Raw genomic sequence first — 26,280 nt, forward strand, 5'->3', positions numbered from 1 at the left:
ATGACGCCGAGGATGACGCCGAGGACGATGCCGAGGACGACGCCGAGGATGACGCCGAGGACGACGCCGAGGACGATGCCGAGGATGACGCCGAGGACGACGCCGAGGACGACGCCGAGGACGATGCCGAGGATGACGCCGAGGATGACGCCGAGGACGATGCCGAGGATGACGCCGAGGATGACGCCGAGGATGACGCCGAGGACGATGCCGAGGATGACGCCGAGGATGACGCCGAGGACGACGCCGAGGATGACGCCGAGGACGACGCCGAGGACGATGCCGAGGACGATGCCGAGGATGACGCCGAGGACGACGCCGAGGACGATGCCGAGGATGACGCCGAGGACGATGCCGAGGACGATGCCGAGGACGACGCCGAGGATGACGCCGAGGATGACGCCGAGGATGACGCCGAGGATGACGCCGAGGACGATGCCGAGGACGATGCCGAGGACGATGCCGAGGATGACGCCGAGGATGACGCCGAGGATGACGCCGAGGACGACGCCGAGGACGACGCCGAGGACGATGCCGAGGATGACGCCGAGGATGACGCCGAGGATGACGCCGAGGATGACGCCGAGGACGACGCCGAGGACGACGCCGAGGACGACGCCGAGGACGACGCCGAGGACGACCCCGGAGACGACTCGGAAGACGATTTCGACGATGATGATGTCGATGTCGACGATGACCGCGACGGCGACAGGGAAGAGCTTGGCGATGATCTGAGCGATGCGATCATCGACGCAGCGGTCGATGACACCGTCGATATTGTGTTCAATGAAGCGGGCGATCTGATCAGCAGAAGCGAACTGATCGTGCTGATGCCGCAAGATGAGCTGGAGCAGCTGGAGCGCTTCACCGGCTACAGGCAGTTGGCCAGCGAAGCGCTGCCCGGCCTGAACAGCCACCTCGTCCGTCTCCTGGTGCCGGAGTCGGTTGGGCTGGAGCATGCCCTGGCCAGTTTGCGAGCGCTGTTGCCGAATGCGGCCGTCGATTACAACCACAGTTACGAGGTCAGCCGGAGCAGGCCGGTCACGCCGACATCCCGGAATCCCGCCCTGGCGGGCGCGCGCTACAGACCCGCCAGCATTGATGATGCTCAGCAATACGCTATCGGCATGATCGATAGCGGCGTGATGGTTGATCACGTTTCGCTGCGCGAGGCAAGCATCACAACGCGCTCGTTCCTTGCCCGCAATCAGTCATCTGTTCCGGGTCACGGCACGGCGGTGGCCTCGCTACTTGTGGGCAACTCGCCCGAAGTCAGGGGTATCGCCCCGGCGGTCCGGCTGCACGCTGCAGAGGTATTCTTCATGGAGCCGGGCTTCGGGTTGATTGGCACCAGCCACAGCCTCATCCAGGCTCTGAACTGGCTGATGGAAGGCCAGGTTCGCGTCGTCAATCTTGCCCTGGCCGGCCCCGATAATCGAGTGCTGGAGCAGTCATTGCGCCTGGCCCGGGAAAAAGGCGTCTTCATCGTGGCGGCGGCTGGCAACGATGGACCTGCCGCCCCACCCAGATTTCCTGCTGCGTATGAAACTGTCCTGGCTGTAACCGCCATCGACTCCCTGAATCGCCCTTATCTGAGAGCCGGTCGAGGTGACCACCTTGATTATGCCGCCCCCGGTGTGGACCTGGTGGTTGCGGACCCTTCGTCGGCAAACGGCTACCGCCGTGCAACAGGTACGTCTTACGCGACGCCTTTCGTGACTGGGCTGATCATCCACCACTTGTCGCGAATGCCGCTTGAAGCGGTCGAGTTGCAGTCACTGCTGGACGCAGATGTCGTCGACCTCGGGGAGCCCGGTCCGGACCCCGTTTTCGGCCGCGGCCTCATCGGCGCCAGCCTGCTGGTTGGCCATGCGACAAGGTAGGTAACACTCAGAACCACTGCGCAGGCCAGACGGCGCCTTCTCCGACCGAAAGCGCTCAGTGCAGACTTGTTTCAGTGCTCCCCTAGCCCGCATTATTCATGAATTCACTCGCGCCCTTGCTTGCGCCTTGTCCGCACAGCGGATGTTCCTCCCTCGGAAATACAGCCTGGTATTCCGCTCGGTCGGAAAATCCGCTGTGCGAACAATCCCCTGCGCAATCATCGCGGCGATTCATGAATAATGCGGACTAGAAGCTCATTTCGAGCTGGGCCTCAACGCGATTGTCGTTGTAGTCGGCCGAAGGAAGATTGGAGTCGTGCGAGCGGTGCTGGATGGTCACCAGGCCGGTGAGAGCCTGTGTGATCGGAAAGTCGAACCGCCCTCGCCAGCGTTGACGGTCGTCATCCCGCCGGACTCCGATCGATGGCGTGACGGCGGCATAGTCTCGTTGTTCCAGGCTCCAATCCAGGCGAATGCGCACCGGACGTTCGCCGTACCAATGAAATCGGCGTGACCAACGCAGGTCAATCCGGTGTGCGTCAAAATCGAACTCGTCCGCCGCGGTGTCTTCACGTTCGAATGCGTAACCCACGACGAAGTAGTTTCTCGTGCCATCGAGAAAGAAATAGAAGTCCGCGTCGCCGGCATTGACGTTGCCGTCCCTGGCTGGATTGCCGGGAAACGCCTTGTTGCGGTAGTAGTACCCTGCGCGCAGATAGACGCGATCGGTAAGGAAGGTCGTGAAATAGGGCGAAACATGCTGGAAGTTCAGCAATTCGTCGTTGTCCAGTCGGGCGTGCACAGCATAGCTCCTGACACCGACATCGAATTCTTCGAAGTTCTGCTTCACGCCCAGGCTCAGATTGTGGATCTGAAGATCGAACTCGGATTGGTCGAAGTAGGATTTCTGCGACAGGCTGTATCCGAGATCGAGATCCGTGCCCTGGCTGAATCGCTTCCCGTATTCGATATCCAAGTCGAGCACCGCCGCCATATCGCCCTCGTCGAGACTCTGGTCGAGCTCGTCGACCGTAACCAGGTCGTCGTACTGGAGGCCCGCAGCCAGCGTGACTTCAATGGGCCACTCGTCTGCTTTCCCGACTTCTCGCGAGGGCGCGGCCTCCTCAGCGGCTGTCTCGTCATCGTCTGTTTCATTCGGTGCCGCGGTCGCCGTCGCCGTGCCGACAAGGCCGGCCAGGCAGATCAGGCGCATGATTCGCGCCATCGAGGCAGTCCAGGCGCCCGGACAGCGTCCGGGCTGCTGCATTGTTGTCATCATTGCCTTGTCCTTTCCTGAGCGATACAGTGGCCGGTCAGGGTTTTGACCAATCCCGCCGGATCAGCTCGACTTCAGAGTCGCCGACCATGATATCGCCGGCCATGTGTTCCACGATATAGCTGTCGAGTACCGAAGAGTCCGGCCCGCTGGCCGCATGAAACTGCCCGGAGTCGGCCAGTGGCGCGTCGATTCTTTGCAGGAGCACTTCCTGCCAGTCAGTTCCGAGTCGGCATGCGACGACGGCAAAGGATGTTGACTCCCCCTGGTGTGCCACGCGGTATTGCCGGCAATACCGGCCTTCGGCATGCTCGAAGCTCAACTCGATCCTGGCCAGCGTCCCGTTGCCGAAGGTCACAAGTTCTCCCGATGGCTGACGGTCGAGAAGCCGCGAGAGCTCCGGATTCGTCGAGGGCAGCGCATCAGCCACGCTCGTATCGGTCCGGCCCTCGTTCGGCCCGGTGCCCCGATCAGGCAACGTCATTACGCCAATGCCCAGGACGGCCACCACAGCCGTTATCCCCGCCAGCCGCGCCAATCCCGGCAGGGCACCCCCCCTGAAAACGTCGCCGACCAGGCTCGTCCACCAGGAATGGTCGGGCTCGGCCGCTGGTTCGAGCAATGCGCTGATGGGTTCGGGCACCGGCCGTCTGGAAACTGCATGAAAGCGCGCTCTGAGCAAGCGGTCGTTGCGAATCATGCGCGCCAGCCGCCTCGTCGACTGCGGATCTTTCTCCATGGCGTGTTCCACAGCACGCATATCGTCGCCATCCAGCATGCCGTCGAGATAGGCTGAAAGCATTTCGTCTGTGACTGCCGGTTTGATGTTGCTCACCTTGCGCTACTCAGGTCATTTCCAGAAGCCGCTTGCGCGCTCTTGCCACGCGGCTCATCACGGTGCCAATCGGTATATCCAGGATCTCGGCCGCTTCCCGATAGCTGTACTCCTCTATGGCAACCAGCGCGAGCACTTCCCGCTGATCGATTTCGAGACGCTGCATGGCTGTTTCCACTTCGTCCATTCTCATCATGGTCATCGCCGCGTTCTCGCCATCCAGGCTTTCCATCCGACTTTCGAGCCTGTCTTGGCCTGGCGTCGTCATTCGGCCGTTCTTGCGAATCTCGTCGATCCATAGATTTCGGCATACCCGGTACATCCAGGCCGCAAATGTCGCGTTTGCGGGCACGCCCTTGTCGAGCAACCGCTCAATTGTGCCCTGGGCCAGGTCGTCGCCGTCAGCGGCATTGCCGGTCAAGGCGAAGGAAAAACGCCGCAGTGGCTCCAGATGCTCGGCAATGGCCTGCTTGAGCTGCTCCTCGGCCAGGTTCAATGCTTACCCCTCATGACGGACAGCGGCCCTATTCTATTCCCTCGCATCGGGCGATGAATCAGCCGGTCTTGTGCCGGTTGACTCACCTGACGGTGGATCAAAGCGTTATCTTAGTCTGAAGTGAAGACCACGATTTGTCATTCCCATGGATTGCCGCCTGTTTGCCTGTCGAAGTGACCGTTGCCGCCGCTGCTTGCCGCGGGCAGGGCGACGATGACCATGCGTTTCTTTGCCACTGCCCCGACGGGACTGCAGGATTTGCTGGCTGAAGAGCTGCGCGCGCTCGGGCTGGTACAGGCGCATCCGCAACGCGGCGGCGCGGTGTTCGAGTCGGATCTTGCGGGTGGTTATCGCGCCTGCCTGTGGTCGCGCATCGCCAACCGAATCCTGCTGCCCATCGCGCAGTTCGAGGCGACAGATGACGAAGGGCTTTATCGTGGGACGGGAACAGTTGATTGGTTGGCCAACCTGAGCCCGGGCCACACCCTGGCGGTTGACTTCACCGGCATCAGGGCGGCGATCTTGCACAGCCGCTTCGCGGCTCAGCGCGTCAAGGATGCCATCGTCGATCAACTGCGGGTGGCGACCGGCGATCGGCCTTCGGTGGATGTTCGCCAGCCGGATGTCCGCATCAACGTGCACATGCACGCGACCCGAGTAACCGTGTCCATCGACCTGTCCGGAGAAAGCCTGCACAAGCGTGGTTACCGCGAGACCGGCCTGAGCGCGCCGCTCAAAGAGAACCTGGCCGCAGCCATGCTCTACCGGGGCGACTGGCCGGCGATTGCCGCCGCTGGCGGTGGCTTCATCGACCCCCTGTGTGGCTCGGCCACCCTGGCGATCGAGGCAGCCTGGATGGCCTCGGACACCGCACCGGGCCTGCTGCGCACCCGCTTCGGCTTCCAGCGCTGGGTCGGACACGACGACCCGACCTGGAAGGAACTGGTTGATGAAGCGCTGGAGCGACAGGAAGCGGGTTTGGCCCGACTGCCGCCAATCGTGGCACTGGATCATGACCGGCAGGCCGTTCGACTGGCGGTGGCCAACGTCGAGCGTGCGGGGATGCGCGGCCAGATTCATGTGGAGCGCCGGGAAATGGGCTCGGCTGTGCCCCCATCCGGTGTTGCAACCGGCCTGGTCGCCACCAATCCGCCCTACGGGGAGCGCATCGGTGACCAGCACGAGCTACTGCCGCTCTACCTGCGCCTGGGTGGGGTGCTTCGGACCCGGTTCCCGGGCTGGCGCGCGATCGTGCTCAACGGCGCCGGCTGCCAGATCGGCCTGAAGCCGGACCGGACCTGGCAGCTGTTCAACGGGCCGCTTGAGTGCCGTTTGGAGCGGTTCGAAATCGGCGCCGAAGACACCCACGGGTCGCCGCTGCGGGCCGCGGACCTGGCCAATCGCCTGCAAAAAAACGAACGTCAGCTCAGGAAATGGCGGGCCCGTGAGGACGTCAGCTGCTACCGGCTCTACGATGCCGACATTCCCGAGTACGCCCTGGCCATTGACGTCTACGGCAGCGAGTCGGGCGACTGGCTGCACGTACAGGAATATGAGCCCCCGGCCAGCGTCGATCCCGGGCGCGCCCTGGGTCGGCTGCAGGCCGCACTGACCGCCATCCCCCCGGCTGCAGGAGTGGTGCCGGAGCGAATGGTATTCAAGGTGCGCCGGCGTCAGCGCGGCAGCGAACAGTACGGGCGCATGGGTGACCAGTCTCGCCCCCTGGTGGTGCGCGAGGGCCCGTGCCGGCTGGAGGTCAACCTGACCGACTACCTCGATACCGGCCTGTTCCTGGACCATCGACCGGTCAGGCGCTGGCTGGGCGAGAACGCCCGCGGCAAACGGGTGCTCAACCTGTTTTGCTACACCGGTGCCGCAACGGTTCATGCAGCCGTGGGTGGCGCGGCATCGACCACCAGCGTGGATCTGTCGAAAACCTACCTGGCCTGGCTGCGCCGCAACCTGGCGCTCAATGCACTTGACGAGCGGCGTCATCGGACCGTCCATGCCGATGTGCGCGAATGGCTGGCGACGTGCCGCGAGTCATTCGACCTGATCTTTCTCGACCCGCCGAGCTTTTCCAACTCAAAGCGCATGGACGGCAGTCTGGATATCCAGCGTGATCATTCTGCGCTGGTCCGTGCGGCAATGAGCGGCCTGGGTGACAGCGGGGTGCTGGTGTTTTCAACCAACCTGCGCGGGTTCCGGCTGGATGCGGGGCTGGCTGAGGACTACCGCGTCGAGGATTGCAGCGCCTGGTCGATTCCGCCGGATTTCCGGCGCAATCGCCGGATTCACCGTTGCTGGTTCATCCGGCCCTGAAGCCGGGCCTTAAGAAAGGATCCGGGGAGTGCGGGGCGCAAACGGGCGCATGGCCACGTTGGCTGGTACCGCCACCGGTGCTACTCTGCGCCCAGCCGATCTGTTGAGGAGTCAGACATCATGGATTTCGAGCACAGCCCGCGCGCGCGTCAGTATCTTGAACGGGCCAGACGATTCATCGAGCAGGAGATCGAACCGGTCGAAGCAGAATTCTGGAAAGAGGTGCGTGCCGCTTGCCCGGATGACGACTGGCGACAGTGGCGGGTACCGGCCGTGCTCGGCGAACTCCGAGCACGGGCCCGCGCAGAAGGTCTGTGGAATCTGTTTCTGCCCGATGAGGCGCTTGGTGCCGGGCTGAGCATTCAGGAGTATGCGCCGATTGCCGAGGCCACCGGGCGCAGCGTGCTCGCGGCGACGGTATTCAACTGTAACGCGCCGGATTCGGGCAACATGGAGGTCCTGTGGCGTTACGGCTCGAAGGCGCAGCAGCGGCGCTGGCTCGAACCGCTGCTAGCCGGCGAGATTCGCTCGGTGTTCTGCATGACCGAGCCGGATGTGGCCTCGTCGGATGCGACCAACATGGAAGCGACCGCCGTCGTTGAGGGTGACGAGATCGTGCTCAACGGCCGCAAGTGGTGGTCCAGCGGACTTGGCGATCCCGAGGCCCGGGTTGCGATATTCATGGCCCGTACGCCCAATCCCGATCAGGACCGTCATCACCAGCACTCCATGGTGCTGGTGCCACTGGACGCACCCGGTATCCGGGTCGAGCGCATGCTGCCGGTCTTCGGCGAGATGGATGCACCGCACGGTCACGGCGAGGTTACATTCGAGAATGTGCGCGTGCCGGTCGATCATTTCATCGCCGGGCCCGGCATGGGTTTCGAGATTGCGCAGGGGCGACTTGGCCCGGGTCGCGTCCACCATTGCATGCGCTGTATCGGTGCGGCTGAAAAAGCACTTGAGCTGGCCGTTAACCGCGGTATGTCGCGCCAGGCTTTTGGCAAACCCATCATCAATCTTGGCGGCAACCGCGAGCGTATCGCCGAAGCGCGGGTGGCGATCGATCAGGCACGATTGCTGACGCTCTACGCCGCCTGGAAGATGGATACCGTGGGCACGATGGCGGCGATGTCGGAGATTTCGGCCATCAAGGTTGTCGCGCCCCGGATGCTTCAGGACGTCGTCGACATGGCCATACAGCTGCACGGTGGCGCGGGCGTGACGCGCGATCTGCCGCTGGCGGCGTTCTTTGCCCAGGCCCGTGCGCTGCGAATTGCTGACGGGCCCGATGAAGTGCACAAGGGCATGGTGGCACGCCTTGAGCTGGCGCGGCGCGGCTACACGCGCACATGATGGCAGGTGCCAGCAGGTTGCAAACATGGGCGTGATTGACAATGCAGGAGCGGTTCGCGAGGGTGAATCGCTGGATACCGATGCAGTGGATGCCTGGCTCAAGGGGCAGGTGCCCAGCCTGACCGGAAGGCCGGCGGTGAGCCAGTATTCGGGCGGTGCGTCCAACTGGACGTATCGACTCAAGTACCCGGAACGTGACTTCGTGCTCAGACGGCCGCCGGCCGGTACCAAGGCTGCCTCGGCGCACGACATGATGCGCGAGTTCACCATACAGTGGCTGCTCAAGCCGGCCTTCCCGCTGGTTCCGCGGATGGTGGCGGCCTGCCAGGACCCATCGGTACTTGGCTGTGATTTCTACGTCATGGAGCGCATCGAGGGCATCATCCCGCGCGCCAACCTGCCGCGCGGGGTCGACCTGGATCAGCACCGCGTCCGGCAACTGTGCCAATCCATGCTGGATGCACTGATCGATCTGCATGCGGTCGATCCGCAGGCCACCGGCCTGGACCGGTTCGGGAAGGGTCAGGGCTACTGCATGCGGCAGGTCACCGGCTGGGAGCGCCGATACTGCAACGCGCGCACCCGCAACGTGCCGAGCTTCAGGCGCGTGCGTGCCTGGCTGAAAGATCACACGCCCGAAGATGTTACGGCCTGCGTGATCCACAACGACTGGCGGTTCGACAACCTGGTGCTGGCTGCCGATGATCCAACTTGCATTCTCGGCGTGCTCGACTGGGAGCTGGCTACTGTCGGTGATCCGCTGATGGAGCTGGGCAGCATGCTGGCCTACTGGGTCGAGTCCGGCGACAATTTTCTGATGCGCGCCACGCGCCGCCAGCCCACCCATCTGCCCGGCATGCTCCGCCGCAGGGAGGTCGTCGACTACTACCTTGGAAAGACCGGACTGCGTTGCGACAACTGGCCGTTCTACGAGGTGTTCGGTCTGTTCCGGCTGGCCGGCATCGCCCAGCAGATCTACTACCGCTACCACCACCGCCAAACGCGCAATCCGGCCTTCAGGCACTTCTGGGTTCTGATCAATTATTTCGACTGGCGCTGTCGCCGCATCATCCGCAAGGCCGGGCGCTGACGGCACTTTGGTGCAGCCATGCCCCTGATTCCTGCGGCCATGTCCGCGCGCCGGCTTTGTGCTGGCGCGCAGCCGCGCCAGCGCTTCAGTCTCCGGATGCGGATGGTTCGGTGCGTTGGTTGGTCTCCGACATTGCCCCGTCAGGCGCGAAGTAGATCAGCAGCCATCCGGCATCGGGACTGAACGAGTGCTCGGGCGATGAAAGCCGCAAGCGACCTTCCGGCGTAATGCCGCCGAGCAGTATCCAGTTCTCGCCTGGCTCGCCGAGACGCTCCTCGAGCATCTTGCGGTCGAAGCTGTCACTCAGACGGGTGGCCTGGATCGACCAGTCTTCATCCAGGCGTTGCCGCAGGCGCTGTAGGTCGGTTGGCGGCTCGAACGCGAAATAGCCGCGCTGCTGCAGGGTCAGTCGGCGCTGCTCGTCGCGCGCCTCGCGCGGCGGGGCCAGCTGGAAGCTGCGGTGATGACCGAACTCACCGCCGAGCGCCTTGCACACCAGCGCGTTGTAGTAGTCGTTGCCGGTCGCCGCAAGCAGGTAGCTCAGGTGTTCGTCCTCGAGCTCGTGTTCGGCGTGTTCGGACAGCAGTTCACCGTAGTAGGTGCGAATACCGGCCATGCGGGCTGGCTGGAGCCGGCGCCATGAGCCGTCGGCGATGACCACGTCGATGGCGTGGGCGCCCAGCTCGGCGGCCAGCGCGCGCGTCCAGTCGTTGGCGCCGACGATCAGCAGGCCGTTTTCATTGTCCGCCGCCAGTTTCATGCGTCGGGCCAGCGGCCCGAGGGTCACGCCGTGGAGGATCACGGTCACCAGGATGATCAGAAAAACCAGCGGCATCAGGATCTCGGCCTGCGGGTAGCCGGCTTCGACCAGGGCCGGGCCGAAGATGCTGGCGGTGGCGGCGGCCACGATGCCGCGCGGCGCGATCCAGGCCAGCAGCAGTTTGTCGGCTGCGCGCATCGGAGCACCGAGCGTGGCCAGAACGATGGTCAGCGGCCTGACCAGCAGCACCACGACGAGCACGAAGGCCACCGCGCGGGCGTCGATCAGCGCCAGCTGCCCGGGCTCGAGCTGGGTGGGAATGACGATGAACAGCACCGACACCAGGACAACGGTGAGGTTTTCCTTGAAGCGGCGCAGGGGCTCGCGTTCGACCAGTTGCATGTTGCCGAGCACCAGGCCCATGACCGTGACGGTCAGCAGCCCAGCCTCGTGCTGGACCTGGTTGCTGGCCCAGAAAGCGGCCAGTACCAGCACCATCAGCATGGGCGGTTTGAGGTGGGCCGGCACCGCGCCGCGGCGGTAGAACCAGCCGGTCAGCCAGCCGCCGGCGCCGCCAAGTACTGCCGCAACGGCAATCGCCTTGCCCAGCCCGAGGAAGACGTCGCTCCAGTCCTCGCCGTAGAGCGTGAAGAACTGGAAGGACAGCACGGCCAGGAGCACGCCGACCGGGTCGTTGACGATGCCCTCCCACTTGAGCAGTGAGGCCGACTCCTTGTTCAGCCGTGCCTGCCTGAGCAGCGGGCCGATCACGGTCGGACCGGTCACGACCAGGATCGCTCCAATTACGACTGCTACCGGCCAGTTCAGGCCCGCCACGTAGTGTGCCGCGAGCGCCCCGAACAGCCAGGCCAGCGGCGGCCCGATGGTGGTCAGGCGTGTGATGCCGTGGCCGACCCGGCGGAACTCGCCGAGCCTGAGATCCATGCCACCCTCGAACAGGATGATGGCCACGCCCAGGCCGATCAGTTCGGCCAGCTCCGCCGGCGCCATGGTGAAATCCATCAGCCCCGTGACCGGGCCGAGCATCAGTCCCGTGGCGATCAGGATGACGATCGCCGGCAGGCGAATCGTCCAGGCCAACCACTGGCTGGCCAGCCCGGCGGCCAGGATGATCAGAAGCAGGGTGGCGATGTGCATGGTGGTGTCCCCGATCGCCGCATCGCTGCGGTCGCAATATCGACCGGGTCATTCTAGTGTACCCCGTCACTCGACACGAAAAAGCCGGCACGGTGGCCGGCTCGCTCGTCGGGGATCTGGATTTGGTGGAGGGAACGACGACCTACCGCAAAACAGTCTCAAAGCCCGCGCTCCTCGTAACTCCTTGATAATAAACGCCGAAGTCATCTCACACAACCACTTCCCAACAACCTGACCAGAGAAATGATTTTCTCCCCTGATTTCCCGGCACCGGACGAGGGTGACGGGTTTGCAGTAAAACCGGATACCTGGCGCTGAGCCTCAACAACTTCGAATCCGGTTTTCGGACGCCGGTTCGGTTCCCAAAACGGGAATCGAATTGGCCAGAGCATCAGCCCTTCGGCGGATACGGATCGTTCCCGTGGCTGTCCTTGTTCTGGATCTTTCCGTCCTTGCCGTGAATGTAAAACTCGGTGCCTTGGTTCTGGCTGATCTTGCGCCCGGCATCGACGGCATCCTGCTTCTTGTCGAAGTGGCCGCTGCTACGGGTCGCGCCGTCTTTCTTGACGTCCCAGCCACCATCGGCGTTCGGGACTACATGATGTGATCCTGGTTTCTTTGGCATGGTCGCCTCCTCTTTACTTGGTTTCGGTTGAAATGGGCTGAACTGTAAGGTCCCAAACACCCACCGGCTACGATTGAATCAGCATCCTCTCCTCAGCATGGTCAACGCGCCACTCTTTGCCTCGGTCATCGGTCAGGATCACCGTGAAAACGGACCTGCCAATCGAGGCAGAACGGCCGTCCTCCGAATAGTCATCGATTCCGAAGTGGGCAGAGAGAGACGCCGTAACCACAGCGCCAGGTGGTGCCAGTTGCCCGGCGTTGCGGAGGAGTGTTCTCTGACACATCCCGGCAAGAGTCCGGTTCCTCTCAATGTCGAATTCCGATGGTTCGATTCGCAGTTCCAGGAGGTCAATTGTCACCGTCGGCAACCGGTGCTGGTACGCCAGCCAGGCATAATGCTGGGCCGAGCAGGCAAACATATGAGCGATGCCACTGGCGAAGCTCTTGATATGCTTGCGACCCAATTTTTTCTGCTCGAATGGCATATCTGCCGTTTCCATTGATCAATCTCCGCGCTTTGGCTCAACCAGACAGGTTCACTCCGGCTGCCAAGCGCAATCTGCCCAGTGCGCTTCGTAGCGTTTCACAAAGTCTTTCATCTCCCGGATGTTGGCAGCAGGTTCGCGGCAGGCCCGGGCGCAGGTAGAAACGACATCCCGGTAGAACTCCGGGGCGACAGTCTTGATGCCGCCATAATTCATAAGCAACTCAGGAAGGCGCTCTGTGATTTTTGCTCCGCGAGGTGCCATCACAATGCTCGGGGGCTCTCCATAAGTGTTGATCAACACGTATCGCCAGCTTGGATCGGCGGCTCCCTGACGAGGGACAATCTCACAGGGACATGCATCTCCACCGCCGGAAATGCCTTCATAGACTTCCTTGAGGGCCAGTGGTTTGTGGGCCACCAGGACGTAAGGTCCGGCCTCTACATATCTACCCACGCTTTCGTCGTATTCGATACCGAGCAAGGCCTCCAGGCCAAAACGCGCATGCCGGTCAAGGGACGCCTTCCCCGAGGTGAACCATTGAAGTTCCCGCAGGGTGATCCCGGCACACCTGGCAATCTCTGCAGGCGGATTGGGCCAGCACGCCACGAGGTTCTTGGCGATCTCGGCCGCGTTGTCATAGTCACTGTCGGCCCAGAAATCATCATCCTCGACGATATCCTCCGGTGCCTTCTCCCCTGTCAGCAGCCAGGTACTGCCATCAAACCCATCGTGGTTGAAATAACGGGGCTGGTCTGGCGGCAGAGATGTCTCCCAGGATGACAGCCATGGACCGGGTTCCCAATCGAGTCCACCGGTCACCGTTAACACCGGCAATTGTGTCGGTAAGGTCAGCCACTGCTGGATTCTGTCTTCAACCTCGCGGCTATTCACGCCTCTGTGGCCATCCCTGACACGAAAATCGTGGTCAACTTGAGCGTACCGGCAAAGGGCCTGGATGGACCCGGGAAGAGACCGGTCATTTCCGTCTCGCTTCCTCAGTAGCCACCGGCTTGAATCCTGGGCTGAGCGCAGGGAAGCTGGAAGGGATTTCTCCTTGGCATCGGCGACCTCGACCCGAACACCAATTTTTGCCATTTCCTCTACCAGTTCAGGGCTGGCAGTCGCGAGGTGGCGGTTGATCCGCAGGATGTCCGGTCGGCCACGCAAGCCCTCGGCGTTACACCACGCCTCCAGAAGAACATCCCGGAAGGACCTGAGCTGATCGACTGGGGTGAAGGTCATCCACCGGATGGGCAACCCGGCAACGGTGATTCCATATAGTATGAGGGGGCTGAGCCCGTACCGCTCTGCGTCCTTGATCTTGATCGGGTCCCCCACAGACACAATGCCATGCTCCGGATGGTGGAAAAGGAACTTGGCTATCGCAACGTAGAAATGATGCTCTCTTGGTGATGGCTGCGTCTGCTGATTCATGCCCACTCCTGGGGAAATGCGTGCTTTCCCATAGAACTGCCGTAGGCTCTGCGGTCCCCTAACAATCTGGCCAACTGTAGAGCGCGAGATAGATTGGATCGATGATCTGGATTTCTATTGCAGGAGTTCATTCATTCGCTCCTGGAAATAGCTTGGGTATTTCTCCATTACCGCCCTGGCTCCGGCCTGATCTTTTTTCAGCGCCTTCACGAGATCCTTCTTCTGGGTCGCTGCCAGGTTTAGGGATGCGGCAAGATCCTGAGCGATGACGCGGTCCGAAAAGCCAAGCTCGTAAAGGGCTATGGTGGTTTCGGTCGGAAGACCATATTTCAGGCGCTTTTGAAAAAGCTGCAGACGATTGATCAGGTCTCCAGTGCCATCTTGGTCGAGGGTTTCGATGAATTCACACACAGCGCCTACAACGAGCGCTCCGTCATAAGCGAGCGTCCCTTCGCAGACATCGACGACATGATCGATTTTGAACTCTCTCCGGCGGGTGCCCCATATCATCTTGGCTTTTCGCTTACGGATGATTTTCAGGAGATCGCTGAAGGGTTTTCCACTGATCCACCCATGCGCGATTTCTTTTAGCACCTCCGGCTTATCGAACTTGGTGAATACTCCACTGTTGATATGCCGGGTAAGCAATGGCCAGGCAAGATCGAGCGCGTCTGTTTCATCAACAATCGAAAGCAGACTGTCGGCGTTGGTTTGGACCCATCCCTCGATGGCTTGGGCATCTTGAATACCGTAAAGCGTCCGGCCATAGATTTTACGGCGAGCCGGATCTGTGATGTTTGCAGAGATGTTCCCACCGAGAAGCTGAAACAACTCGCGGATATGCTCCTTTTTCTGATCATCAGCCAGGAAGAAAGCCAGCGTCCCTTCGGCCAGGCGGGTCACATCAGCTTCCGAAAGACCATCATCAGATTCATCCCAATGAGATAACAGGAAGCTCTCGACTGCACAGATTAGGCTGATTCTCCAGGCAATTTGCCGCTCGACACCGTCTCGGGAGAAATTTTTGTCTCCATGTCGTGCGGCTATCCCCGCAGCCAGCTTGGCAATTTCATCAGGATCGTCGATATAGGCCTTGGCAAAATCCAGTGCCTCCATGGTGATGGTGTATTTCTCGTCATCGCTCTTGATGGGATCGAAGATCGATAGAAGATTGCTGATGCATGGCTCAGAATTGCGCGGTTCCAGAAGCTCTTTCACCTGGTCCCAGCGCCATTTGTCGTTACGGGCCTTCCGCTTGTCAAAGATCACCGGATCGGCAAACAGGATGCTGCCTTCGGTATGCATCCCGGCTCGACCCGCTCGGCCAATGAGGTTGTGGAAATCGCGAACCTTGATGCGCTCCATGCCCTGGTAGACACTGGTCACGATGAGGTATCGAATCGGAAGGTTTACGCCCTGCGCCAAGGTGGATGTGCAAACAACGAATCGCACAAGGTCGTCGCGCATGGCATGCTCCACCGCCAGCCGGATACCATGCGGCGTATTGCCATGATGGGAGAAAATGCCGTGTGCCGCACTCTGAGACGCCGGGGCGTCAGCGCCGAGGTTCTCGACATGCAAATGTCTCAGCCGCTCAACTTCCTGTGCGTCTGAAAAATCTGACGGCAAGGCCAGGGGTGCGCCACGCTCGATAATATCGACGGCCTTTTCGCAGACGCTGGCCGCTGTCGACTTTCTTCCGCAGAAAACAGCGATACTGCCATTTGGGACCAGTTTAAGACCAAGGTATAGTGCGATAGCCTGCCCGTCCGTCTTTTCAGGAAAAAAACGGTCAGTTCTTTCCCGCTTCTTCCTCCCGAGATTGAATCTTTCAATCACCCTCGGAACGAAAAACTCGCCTTGTTCGGCATCACGGCTGTCGACGTACTCGATTCTTCCCAACTGATCGAGCCAGCTCGCAAACCCGACCGATCTGAAAGTCGGGATCAGGGTTGTGCCTTCGACAACATTGGGCTCGCCGTTCAGCCATTCTCCGACAGCCTCGGCGTTGCTGATGACCGCTGAGATCAGCACCTTCTGAGTTGCTTCGGGAATCATGGAGCGCAACGACGTCAGAAGCAGCTCGTATGTGATGCCTCGGGTGCCACTGTCGAACTGGTGGCCTTCATCAAAAACCAGCAGGCCAACGTGGGCAGCCAGTTCCGGAGCGTGCCGAAGGACGTAGAGCAGCTTCTCGGGGGTTACGACCAGGATCTGTTGGTGCCCCAGAAGTTCGGCAATCTCGAAGTCGGTCTGTAGGGCATCGGATAATTCATCCACCTTGGTGGTTTCGTTGTGGAACGCCTCGACAAGGCTGTTCTTGATCTCATGGCACAGTGCCCTGAACGGGGCGATGATGATGGCCAGTGACACGCGCTCAGCCAGGAACGCGCTTCGAAGGATCAGCTCCGTTGCCTTCGTTTTACCAGCGCTGGTGGGCATTTGAACGATGGCAGACTCGCCTTTGAGAACATCCGCCTGGCCCAAAAGGTGTTGTGCAGGCCAGAGCTCCTTGATGAACGAATCCTTTTGCAGCGCGTGGAGCCATTTGTCTCGGGGCAGCCCCGAATATGACGGCAAAGCCTTCCAGGCGGAATTTTCCAGTTTTTTCCTCAGAACGGCCGCGATCACATCACCAAACAGAAGCTGCCTGGGAGTGCCGAATTCATAGACGGCGTCCCGCAGCTTCGTGGCCAAATCGAGGAGATTTTCTTCGCCGTTCCCATCCTCGAAAAACTGGAGAATCCGCTTTGAAATCCCGTCGATGAATCCGCCGAACGGCCCCTCAGCTCCATCAAAATAGGTTTCCAGATCGGCCTGCAGCAACCAGAGCAACAGGTCCTCCAAACTATCGCCATCCAAGTCCGGGCAGTCGCCATCGATGCGCTTCGCCAATACCGACGCGCTTCCGGGAAGATCGCACAGGTAATAGGAGGCGGAGCCCAAAAGCACGAGGTATGGATCAAGTGTCTCGTTCAGCTTTGACTGGAGATAGGAGTCGAAAAAGCGGGCGGAAAATAGCAGATTGGTTTTCAGCTCCGAGAGGGAATCGGGATCTGGCTCCTCCCGGTTGATGGCGGCGGCGAGGTCACCCAGCAGGCCAATCGAGATAGTGAAGAGCTTATTTGGATGTAGTGATAAATCTATCTCCTGATATTCTTCAGGTACATGGTACTCAATCATCTTAGCTTTTGATCGAGTAACACCCAAAAGACGATTGGATTTTCTATCAGGCCTCATCCGCAGCCCTCCTGTAGAGCTCGTGGACAAGGTCCATCATGCCGGGTCCCTTGATAACCAAGAGGACTAGGCTGTCACCATTTGGATGAGGAAAGACCTCCTTGGATTTCGCTGACTTGGGAATTTTTTGGCAGTCTGCCGAAGCCAATTCATCGGCGTCGAAACACTCATCAGAAATGATAGCCGCAGCGCCGTAGGTTTCCTTATAAGGCATATCTACGGGGCTTTGAAATCTCTCGATCCTTTGAGCCTGTTCAATTTCCTTTTTTTCAAAGAGCTTTTGTTTGATGAAGTTCAGCGATTCATCGATTCGAATATGATCTTTGGCAGAATCGTTGATGGCATCCTGCAGGCGGTTGATCTTAGAGGCGGAGAATTTTGTCTTGGATTCAAAGACAAACAACACGTCCTTGGTGGAGGCGTCGCCGTCTTTTTTATGAAATCGAAATCCAATGACATCGCTGCCCTTGGGCGATTCATCTCGAACAACCTTCGATGACCACCGCACCCTGGGCACCCAGTAACCGAGAAGCCATTGCAGGTAATCGGAAACCAGGATTTCCCCAAAATCTCCCGCTCGGATTCCTGGACCGAGTTTGGATGTTTTGCACGGGAACTTGATATTGGTCAGATAATCCGGTCGCGGGCGTTTGCCCCGCAGGAAATCGATTTCAGCATCCAGGCAATAATGATTGCGGAAGTGTTTCGCCCATGCGGAGAGCACTGCCTCATCTTTCTCATGACGGAACTCCCAGACTTCGACTTCCTTGCCGTCGGCAGTCTTCAGTCGTTCGCCAGTATCGACGAGCCATTTAGTGTGTTCCGAAGTCCAGGGCATTTGAAAATCATCTTACCTTTAGATTTCCGCTGATATTATTCCAGTCAGTTACTTGCCGAGAGCGCGTTGATATATCAACCGAACTCAAACCGAAGCTCCAAACCTCATGATCGGAGTATCTGCTAATTGATGTTGGAGTGCCTTGAATCCGAAGCACATCATCTTGATGTGATCCACGACCGAAATAAGTGTTGCTTGTGACATTTCCCCCAGGGCTCAATCGCACTTTCAAATTCCCGCTTATGTTGTTCCACTCAGTGACCCTTCTGTCCCGCGCAGATATATCTACCGAGCTAAGTCCATAATTCCAAACTTCGTGGTCGGAGTATCGGTTAATTGAGGATGGCGTACCCTGAACACGGAGAACATCATCCTGATGTGAGCCACGAGTAAAATAAGGGTTATTAGTGACATTCGAGCCGGGAGACATTCGAGCTTTAAGATTTCCGCTAATGTTGTTCCATTCTGTGACGCGCCTGTCACGTGAGGAGATATCCACTGAACTGAGCCCATAGTTCCATACTTCATGATCCGAGTAACGGTTTATGGAAGAAGGCGTTCCTTGCACCCTTAGAACATCATCTTGGTGTGATCCTCGCGTAAAATATGGGCTGCTGGTAACATTACCTCCTGGGGCCAGTCGAACCTTTAAATTGCCACTGATATTGTTCCATTCGGTGACACGGCGATCTCTCAAAGAGATATCAACCGAACTCAAACCATAGTTCCACACCTCATGGTCACTATATTTGTTAACTCTGGACGGGGTTCCCTGAATCCGAAGCACCTCATCCTGATGTGATCCGCGAGTAAAGTAGCCTGCCGTCGCTGTAGTGGTCGCCGAAGGAGTGCTGGAACGCGGCTGTACACTTGCCTGGGTTTGAGGCTTGGGTTGCGAGACGACAGGCTGTTTATAAGCGGCCTTTGCTCTCCGGAGCGTGCTCAGCAAGTCTTCGTCAATCCAGCCATCTTGCGTGATACCAACATCACGCTGAAAGGCCTTCACGGCGTCGGCAGTCCTGCGGCCGTAATCGCCATCCACTGGTCCGGGATCGTAACCGAGGTCGGCCAGAATCTGTTGAGCTTCCCTCGTGTATTGGGCATTAGGCTTCTTGGGAGCGGCGCTGGTCGATACGCCTGGCGAAACCGATGGATAGGAGGGTTGATACGAATGCCCCAACTGTCTGGCCTCGCGAATGGCTTCCGAGACAATCTGGCTTCTGTAGGCTTCCACATCACGTTCAGCTCGAGACTGGGAACCCTCGCGATACCGGTAGCTCCCGCAACGGCTGTTGTAATCGTTGACAATCCGGTTGAACTCATCGATTCCCGCATTGTTATCGATGACGTCCCGCATCGCTTCAATGCGAATGCCCTCCCGGATGCACCAGCGAATTTCCGGCACGGACAGCACGTTGTTGGTGCCGACCGAAGGTTTTGTATATTGCAGCCCGGCGCTTTGGGTTGTGCTTGGCGTTTGAACTGCCGGAGCCGGAGTGCTCTGCGGGTAGCTGTAGTTTTGCGACGATGATGGCGGAGTGTATGAGGGTTTTTTGTTACTTTGCCCGCCGTTATTAATCAGCCAGATCACGAAAATGACGCCGATAATGCCAAGAACCCATTTGCCGCCCGAGCCACCGCCGCTTTTGCCAGAGCTCACGGATTCAATAGGCGGAGGAGAGCTTGTATTTTTCCGCTCGGGTTCGGAAGGGGCCATTTCCCGCTGAGGCTGGGGTGGTTGCTTAGGCCTTGAGGGCTTAGCCTCTGCTTTTGGCTCAGGCTTTATTGGCTCATTGATGTCACTGACCTCGGACGCCAAGTCTGAAAGCCCGGAGAAGCCCTTTTTGTCCTTGTCGTTATCACCAGCCATGGGCACTAACCCCTTCCGTATCGCAAACCAATCTCATGCCAAGCTCCCTCATATGAACGTCAGCCCCCAAGCGCCCAGGCCACCAATGCCAATGCACAAAAGAATCACCGGGGCGCATCCAGAGTTTTTCTTTTTGGCGGGCAGTCCCGTTTCCGGATGCCCATGCGCCTGCGCCAGGTCGCCTATCATCTTTGGCTGGCCGCTTACTCCCAACTGCCGACCCAGGATTTCGAAAAACCTCCGTTTGACCGCCTGTGGGCTTGTGTCGCCTTCATAATCACCAAGGTTCAATCGTGTCTCGCCGGTAAAGAGACCAATCATCAGCGGTCCCATTTTGCTGCCACCCTCGGCTTGGAGGAGCTCGCCAGCTTCGCTGCCGAGCATTTTGGCCAGCATGCCCATATCGGCCTGCTCGAGGGCAATGGTCATGATCGGCCGGTGCGATGGTCCGTGAGGATTCCTGTCGATGCGGTAGAAAACCGAAATGGCGTAGTGATAGGTCATCCCCCGGTACTCGGCCTTCTTCCCCTGCATTTCCATGGTGAGGTCAAGAACGTTCTTCGGTTTCTTCTGGAAGGTCAGGAAGAAATCTCCCCAGATCCAGGTCTCGCCGCTATCAACGCTCGACCATGGGGCAGGAAGGGTCGGCCATTTGGTCAGCTCCAGCAAGGCGAACACTGGTTTTTGTGGCGCTGATGGCTGTGGGCTGGTTTGGCGTTGAGCCTGTGGGACAGTTCGGGTGTCCGAGGTCAGATCGGAGAGCCCAGAAAATCCGCGTTTGTTGTCTTTGTTATCCATATATGCCCTTCGAAATCCGCTATGAAGTAAGCGCCTACAAATCCCCACCCTTGACGTTGCCCGGCAGTAATGCGTCAATATCGTCGATGGTTTCGGCCAGTGGCAGCTCTTGAAAAACCTGACGCAGGTAGGCATAGGGCTCGATGGCGTGGCCCTTGGCGGTTTCGATCAGGCTGTAGAGGTTGGCGCTGGCGCGAGCGCCCGCTGGTGACTTGGAGAACAGCCAGTTCTTGCGGCCGATGGCGAACGGCCGGATGGCGTTTTCGATGGCGTTGTTGTCGATCGGGTAGCGGCCATCGTCGAGGTAGCGCACCAGCGCTGGCCATTGGTTGTGCAGGTACTGAAGCGCTTCGCCCAGCTTGGTCTTTGGGGCGACACGCGGCAGTGTCGTGGTCAACCAGGCGTTCAGCTGGTCGATGACGGGCTGTGACTTGTCCTGGCGCAAGCGGTGGCGCTCGGTCGGGTTCAGCGCCTGGGCTTCGCGCTCGATCCGGTAGAGCTTGCCGATCAGCGCCAGGGCCTGATCCGGGCGTCCGATCTTGCCCTTTGGCTGGAGCTTGGCGGCATCGAAGAACTTGCGCCGGGCATGGGCCCAGCAGCCCAGACGGGTGATGCCATGGTCTCGACAGGCCGCGCCATAGCCGGAATAGGCGTCGGCCATCAGGGCACCGGAGAAGCCTTCCAGGCGCGCCACGGGCACATCGCCGGCACGACTGGCTTCGTAGTGATAGACCCGCAGCCGCTGCCCTGGTGGGCCAGATCCCATGACCCACATGTAGCTGTTGCTTCGTGCCGGCTTGCCGGGTTCGTCGAGGACCTGGACGGTGGTCTCGTCCATGCCGATGACCGGGGCTTCGAGGATCTGCTCGGTCAGACGATTGATCAGGGGCTGGACCAGCTTGCCGCAGCGGATCATCCAGTTGGCCAGGGTGGTGCGGTCGAGCTCGACGCCCAGCCGCGCGAACTGCTGAATCTGTCGGTACAGCGGCAGGGCGTCGACGTACTTGGCCGTGGCGATGTAGGCCAGCAGGCCCGGTGCGGCCATCGACTTGCCCAGCGGCTGGGCGGGCTTGGTGGCGGTGGCCACATGCCCTTCGCAGCAGGGGCAGGCGTACTTCAGCCGGACGTGGCGGATGACCTTGACGCTCGCCGGAATGATATCGAGCTGCTCGGAGGTCTCCTCGCCGATGCGCTCCAGAACCGCACCATCGTGCGGACAGACCTTGTCGGCCTCGGGCAGGTCGTGAATGACTTCCTCGCGCGGCAGCTCCGGCGGCAGGGCCGGCCGGCCCCGACGCTGGCGAGAGTGCGGCTTGACAGCGACCTCGGGGGGCTCGCTTGCCGCGATCTCCTCGGCTTCGTTGAACAGGCCCAGCTGATCTGCACTGGCCTGCTCGCTGGTGCCGGCAAAGGTCTTGCGCTGGAAAGTGCGGATGATCTCTTCGAGCTGATGAATGCGCGCTTCGCGCGCCTCGAGGGTTGCCTGCTGGCTGGCCAGCTGCGCCTGGAGAGCGGCGATCTGATCGGCCGTTGAGGGATCTGCAACAGAGGCTTTGTTGACGGCCGACGACATGCAGAAAGTATAGCATAATCAATAGCATGAAGCACCACCAATCAACGAATTAGTGGCCGAAAAGTGCAGTTGTTGATGGCCCTGCATGCGCATCACATCAAAACCCTCGAGCAGCCAGTTGAACTCACGCTCGCCCCAGCGGATCACGCCGTCGGCATGCTTGCGCGGCCACTGGAACTTCGCCTTCTCCAGGCGCTTGTACCAGAGGCAAAAGCCGGTCTGGTCCCAGTAGAGCACCTTGAGCCGGTCGCGGTGGCGGTTGCAGAACACGTACAGCGCATCGGCGAACGGATCCAGGGCCATCTGCTGCTCGACGATGGCCGCCAGGCCGTCAATGGACTTGCGAAAGTCCACCACGTCGCGGTGCAGGTAAACCTTGGGCAGGTCACGAAACAGACGCATCGGCCAGCTCCCGCATCAGTTGGGCGACCCAGGCCGGACAAGCCGAGCTTGGAAGCTCCAGCGCGACACCGCGCCACGACACCGCTATCTGGCCGGTGAGCTGAGACGGCATCGGCGGCGCGACCGCGACCAGGCCCTGATGCGTATCCGCCTCGCGCAGCGCCTTGCGGCGCCGGTAGAAGGACTTCGGTGTCAGGCCATGGCGCTGACAGAACTCAGCCACCGACTCTGCGCCGGCAGCCTGCTGCGCGATCAGCTCTCGCCACTGATCGGCTTTGAGGTAACGTCTGCTCACTTGCTTGCTCCATCCTGAAAATCGATGGAATCAGCATAGTGATCTATGCGTCGTTGAGAAGAGTGTCGGTTCGTAGGCGCTTACGCTATGAAAGCCTGGTCCTTGACTATGAGTTCCACCTCAATGAGAAATGTTTATCCAATAAATGGAAAATCACATCAGTGTCTATTATGGTGCTGAACTGCGGAATCTTGGTTAGGGATACTTCTCTCTTTATTTTGTCGAGAATCCCAAAGTCCTTTTTTCTCATCTCAACGTAGCCATACCCACGAAAAAATGAAGTTGACGACAGGTCGAAATCCCGTCCACGGAATATTACTTTTTTACGCGGATAAAAATGACACTTGTCATACTCAAAATAGCCGTTTCGTTTTATTTGCGACTCGTAGAATTCAACCCGGTGATCAAAGGTAACGTGAGACAAGTATGAGTAGAACTCGACGACCGTTTTGATTTGCGCTGATTTGTCTTTATTGAAGAAAAAACCCTGTTCATCTACGGAGATTTTAACCTCTTGCCCTCCGGACATCGTAAGGTAAATATTGGCCTGCTCAGTCTTTCCCGTTTCGATAAAGTTGGTCTTGTGAGTTGTAACAGCTCGATAGAATCCAATATGGCGAATATCTTTCGTGCTATATGTTCTACCCTTAAATGAAAATGAGTTGCCGTTTAGGTTAAATTCCCGGAATTGAGAAATTAACTTGCTTCGGCTTGCTGCTATTTCTTTAAGAGCCTTGGCATCATCGGCAATGCGATCAGAAATTTCACCTGCATCATCAAATACTCCAAGAAGTGCCTTTGTGAGCTGTTGCGCAAAATCCAGCTTGTCATGCTTGTTGAACATATGAATCGCTAAATCTCGAACGATCCAAGCTGCGTGTTGACTAGCATCATGCTCGGGATCAATTTCCCAATTCATGACGAGCTGGCAAAGCTGATTAACTTTTGGTGATAAATATGTATCCGGTCGGCCACCATCGACGTCGGCTTTAATCTGGGTGGTGAGCTCCTCGACTTTTGAAACTTCTGAATGAAGAACCCGCTGTTCCGCTATCTCACCAAGCGCATCTGCATCCTCAGCGGTGCGTTCAGCAACCTCACCAACCTCCGCAAACACTTCCTGCAGCATATTCGTGAGTTGCTGCGAGAAATCGAGCTTGCCGTGCTCATTGAACATATGAATCGCCAGGCCGCGAACCAAACCGGCAACTCGGTGGCTGGCGTCGTGATCGAGCCCTCGGCTCTTCGTGCTGACCTGAATCGGCTGAGCGACGGTATCCCAGTTCTTCACAACCTGAATCAACTGGTTCACCATGGGGGCCAAGGTGGAATCGGGCCGTTCCGCATCGACGGCGGCTCGCAATTTTTCCACGAGGGCTCTTATGTTTCCTTCTTCCTTATCAAGGAAGCCCTGTGCTTCAACCTCATACGAATCAATGAGGTCGGCTATCATAATAGGGCCATGTTTTTCGCCATCATCAGTCGCGGACTCGACGGCAACGGTGACTGCCTCCACGAGTTCTTTTGGGGAAAGATTGTCAAGGGCCGACTTGATGACCTGGCGATAGTGTCTCCGCCGTTCCTGGATTTCAGCTTCGACGGCAGATAGATCCGACACTTCCGGAAAACCAGAAACAACCCTTTCCTCGTTGATGATCACGCTCAGCTCATCGGCATCGAGGTCCTCAAAAGCCCATGAGATTTCGAGAATCCATTCCGCCACGTCATCGGCATTGTGGTCAGGCAAACGAGCGAGGCCTGCTGCAAGCAGATTCGCCCGAGCAATTGACGACAGGTTATCGACGGCGAGCAAATCCGCTGGCGAAGACTCGAGAAGAGACAACACTTCTCCCACACGCTTTGGCCCGATGCCTGGCAGCCACGCGACTTCAGCGGAGAGCCTTTTCCGGGGGTTGGTCAACTCCGAACGTGCCTCCATGCACTCACTTGAGTCGAGCAAAAGGCTGCGTTCATCAGCCAGCTCCATGATCCGTCGACGGTTATCGCGGGGGCTGGCATTTAGAATGTGAAAAGGATTTTGTAAAAGGTCCATGCTCCCCTCCGGTTACTTGTCGTCCCAGACGAATCCGATGCGTCTGCTTTTTTTCTCTTGGTCTTTAGGAAGGCTGTTCAACGCGGCCTCAATGCTCTGTTGATCGAGTTCTGTCTTCCCTGCCTTGGCAGCGAGCCGTGCGGCCTCGCGTATGACAAAAGCCGAATCTGAGAGGGCCTTGCCCGTGAGCGCATCGAGGATCTTGTCCACGTTAAGGTCGTCGGCTTTCGGCAGTTTGCTCAAGAGTGAATCCACCAGCGAAGCCACTTCTTCCCTCGACGGCATGCCGACCGCGATGATGTGGTCGAAACGTCCGCGCCGAAGAATGGCCGGATCGATCATCTCGATCAGGTTCGTCATGGCGATAATCAGCACCTTGTTCTTGATGGCTTCCGGAATCCGCCGAAGGAATTCCGCTACCTCTTCGACGTGATGCAAACCGGACGAGCTGCCGGAGCGCCTATCCGACAGGAAAGATTCCATCTCGTCGATCACGACAACGGATGGAGCCCCATCAATCGCCTTGTCAAAAACCTCGGAGATCTTCTTGCTGGTTTCGTGAATGTAGGGGCTGCCGACGCTGTTGGAATCAATCGAGTAGCTGGGCCAATCGATAAACTCGACAAGCCGCTCCACGGCATAGGTCTTGCCACAGCCCGGCGGCCCGTGCAGGACAATAGCGGAAGGGAAATCGATGCCCAAAGCCTGATATTTCTCGGCATTGAATATGATGTCGATGACGTGTTCGTTGAAAAACTCCTCGAGCTGCGGCCGTCCTGGAAGTTTGAAAACCTTGGCCTCGGCTGGTTCTTCAGGCGTTTGCGGCTGGTCAGGTTCGACAACAGCCTCCTTGGCAATGGCGGCCTTCGCGTCGCTCTTGGCCTGAGAGGCGGGCTTGCGCTTGGCCAGTAGGCCCGCATCCGCAGGTACGCTAAACCCGGCAGCCTTTACGATCTCCGCAAGATCGCCAACGGGCATCCAGCCGGTCAGGTTGGTCAAACGCCGGAACGATTCCGTGGAGATGATGACCCCACCGGTGATCCAGGTTCCCAAGACGACCTCATCATCGACGTGAGGTGTCAGCGTCCAGGCCGGGAGCAATCTGGAGTACTGCTCGACATAAACGGCATCATGGAAAGAGGCATCCTCCGACAGTTTTCGAGACTCTTTGAGGGCGAAGGCAAAAGCCAGTGCATCGACCTTGCTTTCCGGGGATTTCCCATTCTCAACCGCCGTCAGGGTGTACTTCTTATGGCTGCTCAGGCTTCGGAATGATTCAGTCCCGAAGGCGACATCCCCGAACAGGGATTCGTCGAGGAAGCCGAATTCATCCCACTTTTGCGCCAGTTCCGGACGCGTGAGCAGGATATTGTTCGAGCCATTGGTATCGAAAATCTGCCACTCGTCTCCTGAATAGAGTAGCGACCGGATTTTCGATCCGTCCGGCAACTCAAAGCCTTTAGGCAGCCATAAATCCTTCGCCATA

The 26,280-nt window shown here is 58.9% G+C and carries 18 protein-coding genes and 2 pseudogenes; 3 read left to right on the top strand and 17 right to left on the bottom strand.

Annotation, left to right across the window (positions count from 1 at the left end; all coding sequences use genetic code 11):
• Window position 1 precedes the first annotated feature (1 nt).
• The 4 genes and pseudogenes from HND55_06585 to HND55_06600 all read right to left on the bottom strand — a co-directional run bounded on the left by HND55_06585 (window position 2) and on the right by HND55_06600 (window position 4,457).
• Window positions 2-598: pseudogene (locus HND55_06585) on the bottom strand (hypothetical protein).
• Window positions 599-2,130: 1,532 nt separating this feature from the next.
• Complete coding sequence (locus HND55_06590) at window positions 2,131-3,162, bottom strand: DUF560 domain-containing protein (GenBank protein QKK02344.1); 1,032 nt, start codon at window positions 3,160-3,162, stop codon at window positions 2,131-2,133.
• 34 nt (window positions 3,163-3,196) lie between these two features.
• Window positions 3,197-3,994: a hypothetical protein gene (locus tag HND55_06595; GenBank protein QKK02345.1), complete on the bottom strand. Its 798-nt coding sequence runs from the start codon at window positions 3,992-3,994 to the stop codon at window positions 3,197-3,199.
• A 10-nt stretch (window positions 3,995-4,004) separates the two neighbouring features.
• A complete protein-coding gene (locus tag HND55_06600; GenBank protein ID QKK04025.1) occupies window positions 4,005-4,457 on the bottom strand; it encodes an RNA polymerase sigma factor in 453 nt (150 codons plus the stop codon).
• A gap of 246 nt (window positions 4,458-4,703) precedes the next feature.
• On the opposite strand from HND55_06600, the gene rlmKL reads away from it, so the two are divergent.
• The 3 genes from rlmKL to HND55_06615 all read left to right on the top strand — a co-directional run bounded on the left by rlmKL (window position 4,704) and on the right by HND55_06615 (window position 9,258).
• The gene (rlmKL, locus tag HND55_06605; protein QKK02346.1) at window positions 4,704-6,812 is read left to right on the top strand and encodes a bifunctional 23S rRNA (guanine(2069)-N(7))-methyltransferase RlmK/23S rRNA (guanine(2445)-N(2))-methyltransferase RlmL; all 2,109 of its coding nucleotides are present in this window, start codon (window positions 4,704-4,706) and stop codon (window positions 6,810-6,812) included.
• A 120-nt stretch (window positions 6,813-6,932) separates the two neighbouring features.
• The gene (locus HND55_06610; GenBank protein QKK02347.1) at window positions 6,933-8,168 is read left to right on the top strand and encodes an acyl-CoA dehydrogenase; all 1,236 of its coding nucleotides are present in this window, start codon (window positions 6,933-6,935) and stop codon (window positions 8,166-8,168) included.
• A 25-nt stretch (window positions 8,169-8,193) separates the two neighbouring features.
• Window positions 8,194-9,258: a phosphotransferase family protein gene (locus HND55_06615; GenBank protein ID QKK02348.1), complete on the top strand. Its 1,065-nt coding sequence runs from the start codon at window positions 8,194-8,196 to the stop codon at window positions 9,256-9,258.
• Window positions 9,259-9,343: 85 nt separating this feature from the next.
• On the opposite strand, the gene HND55_06620 is transcribed toward HND55_06615, so the two are convergent.
• The 13 genes and pseudogenes from HND55_06620 to HND55_06680 form a co-directional block, all read right to left on the bottom strand.
• A complete protein-coding gene (locus HND55_06620; protein ID QKK02349.1) occupies window positions 9,344-11,176 on the bottom strand; it encodes a sodium:proton antiporter in 1,833 nt (610 codons plus the stop codon).
• Between the two features lie 391 nt (window positions 11,177-11,567).
• A complete protein-coding gene (locus tag HND55_06625) occupies window positions 11,568-11,801 on the bottom strand; it encodes a DUF2188 domain-containing protein (protein QKK02350.1) in 234 nt (77 codons plus the stop codon).
• Window positions 11,802-11,868: 67 nt separating this feature from the next.
• Window positions 11,869-12,303, bottom strand: coding sequence for a hypothetical protein (locus tag HND55_06630; protein ID QKK02351.1), 435 nt, complete (start codon window positions 12,301-12,303; stop codon window positions 11,869-11,871).
• Window positions 12,304-12,339: 36 nt separating this feature from the next.
• Window positions 12,340-13,725, bottom strand: a complete 1,386-nt coding sequence (locus tag HND55_06635; protein QKK02352.1) for a hypothetical protein — start codon at window positions 13,723-13,725, stop codon at window positions 12,340-12,342.
• A 114-nt stretch (window positions 13,726-13,839) separates the two neighbouring features.
• Window positions 13,840-16,965, bottom strand: coding sequence for a DEAD/DEAH box helicase (locus HND55_06640; GenBank protein QKK02353.1), 3,126 nt, complete (start codon window positions 16,963-16,965; stop codon window positions 13,840-13,842).
• Complete coding sequence (locus HND55_06645) at window positions 16,955-17,803, bottom strand: DUF1837 domain-containing protein (GenBank protein ID QKK02354.1); 849 nt, start codon at window positions 17,801-17,803, stop codon at window positions 16,955-16,957. Before HND55_06645 ends, HND55_06640 begins: the two co-directional genes overlap by 11 nt.
• Before the next feature lie 7 nt (window positions 17,804-17,810).
• The gene (locus HND55_06650) at window positions 17,811-19,673 is read right to left on the bottom strand and encodes a peptidoglycan-binding protein (protein QKK02355.1); all 1,863 of its coding nucleotides are present in this window, start codon (window positions 19,671-19,673) and stop codon (window positions 17,811-17,813) included.
• 48 nt (window positions 19,674-19,721) lie between these two features.
• Window positions 19,722-20,471, bottom strand: coding sequence for a hypothetical protein (locus HND55_06655; protein ID QKK02356.1), 750 nt, complete (start codon window positions 20,469-20,471; stop codon window positions 19,722-19,724).
• A gap of 34 nt (window positions 20,472-20,505) precedes the next feature.
• On the bottom strand, window positions 20,506-22,044 hold the full coding sequence (locus tag HND55_06660) for an IS66 family transposase (protein QKK02357.1): 1,539 nt from the start codon (window positions 22,042-22,044) through the stop codon (window positions 20,506-20,508).
• Window positions 22,045-22,062: 18 nt separating this feature from the next.
• Window positions 22,063-22,446, bottom strand: a complete 384-nt coding sequence (tnpB, locus tag HND55_06665; GenBank protein QKK02358.1) for an IS66 family insertion sequence element accessory protein TnpB — start codon at window positions 22,444-22,446, stop codon at window positions 22,063-22,065.
• Window positions 22,430-22,741: a hypothetical protein gene (locus HND55_06670; GenBank protein ID QKK02359.1), complete on the bottom strand. Its 312-nt coding sequence runs from the start codon at window positions 22,739-22,741 to the stop codon at window positions 22,430-22,432. Before HND55_06670 ends, tnpB begins: the two co-directional genes overlap by 17 nt.
• A 1,006-nt stretch (window positions 22,742-23,747) precedes the next feature.
• A pseudogene (locus HND55_06675) lies at window positions 23,748-24,794 on the bottom strand (hypothetical protein).
• A 12-nt stretch (window positions 24,795-24,806) separates the two neighbouring features.
• Window positions 24,807-26,279 carry an ATP-binding protein gene (locus tag HND55_06680; protein QKK02360.1) on the bottom strand — a complete coding sequence of 491 codons (1,473 nt, stop codon included), beginning with the start codon at window positions 26,277-26,279 and terminating at the stop codon, window positions 24,807-24,809.
• Window position 26,280: the final 1 nt, after the last annotated feature.

It is taken from the genome of Pseudomonadota bacterium (assembly GCA_013285445.1).
In the GTDB taxonomy this organism is placed as follows: domain Bacteria; phylum Pseudomonadota; class Gammaproteobacteria; order Xanthomonadales; family Wenzhouxiangellaceae; genus Wenzhouxiangella.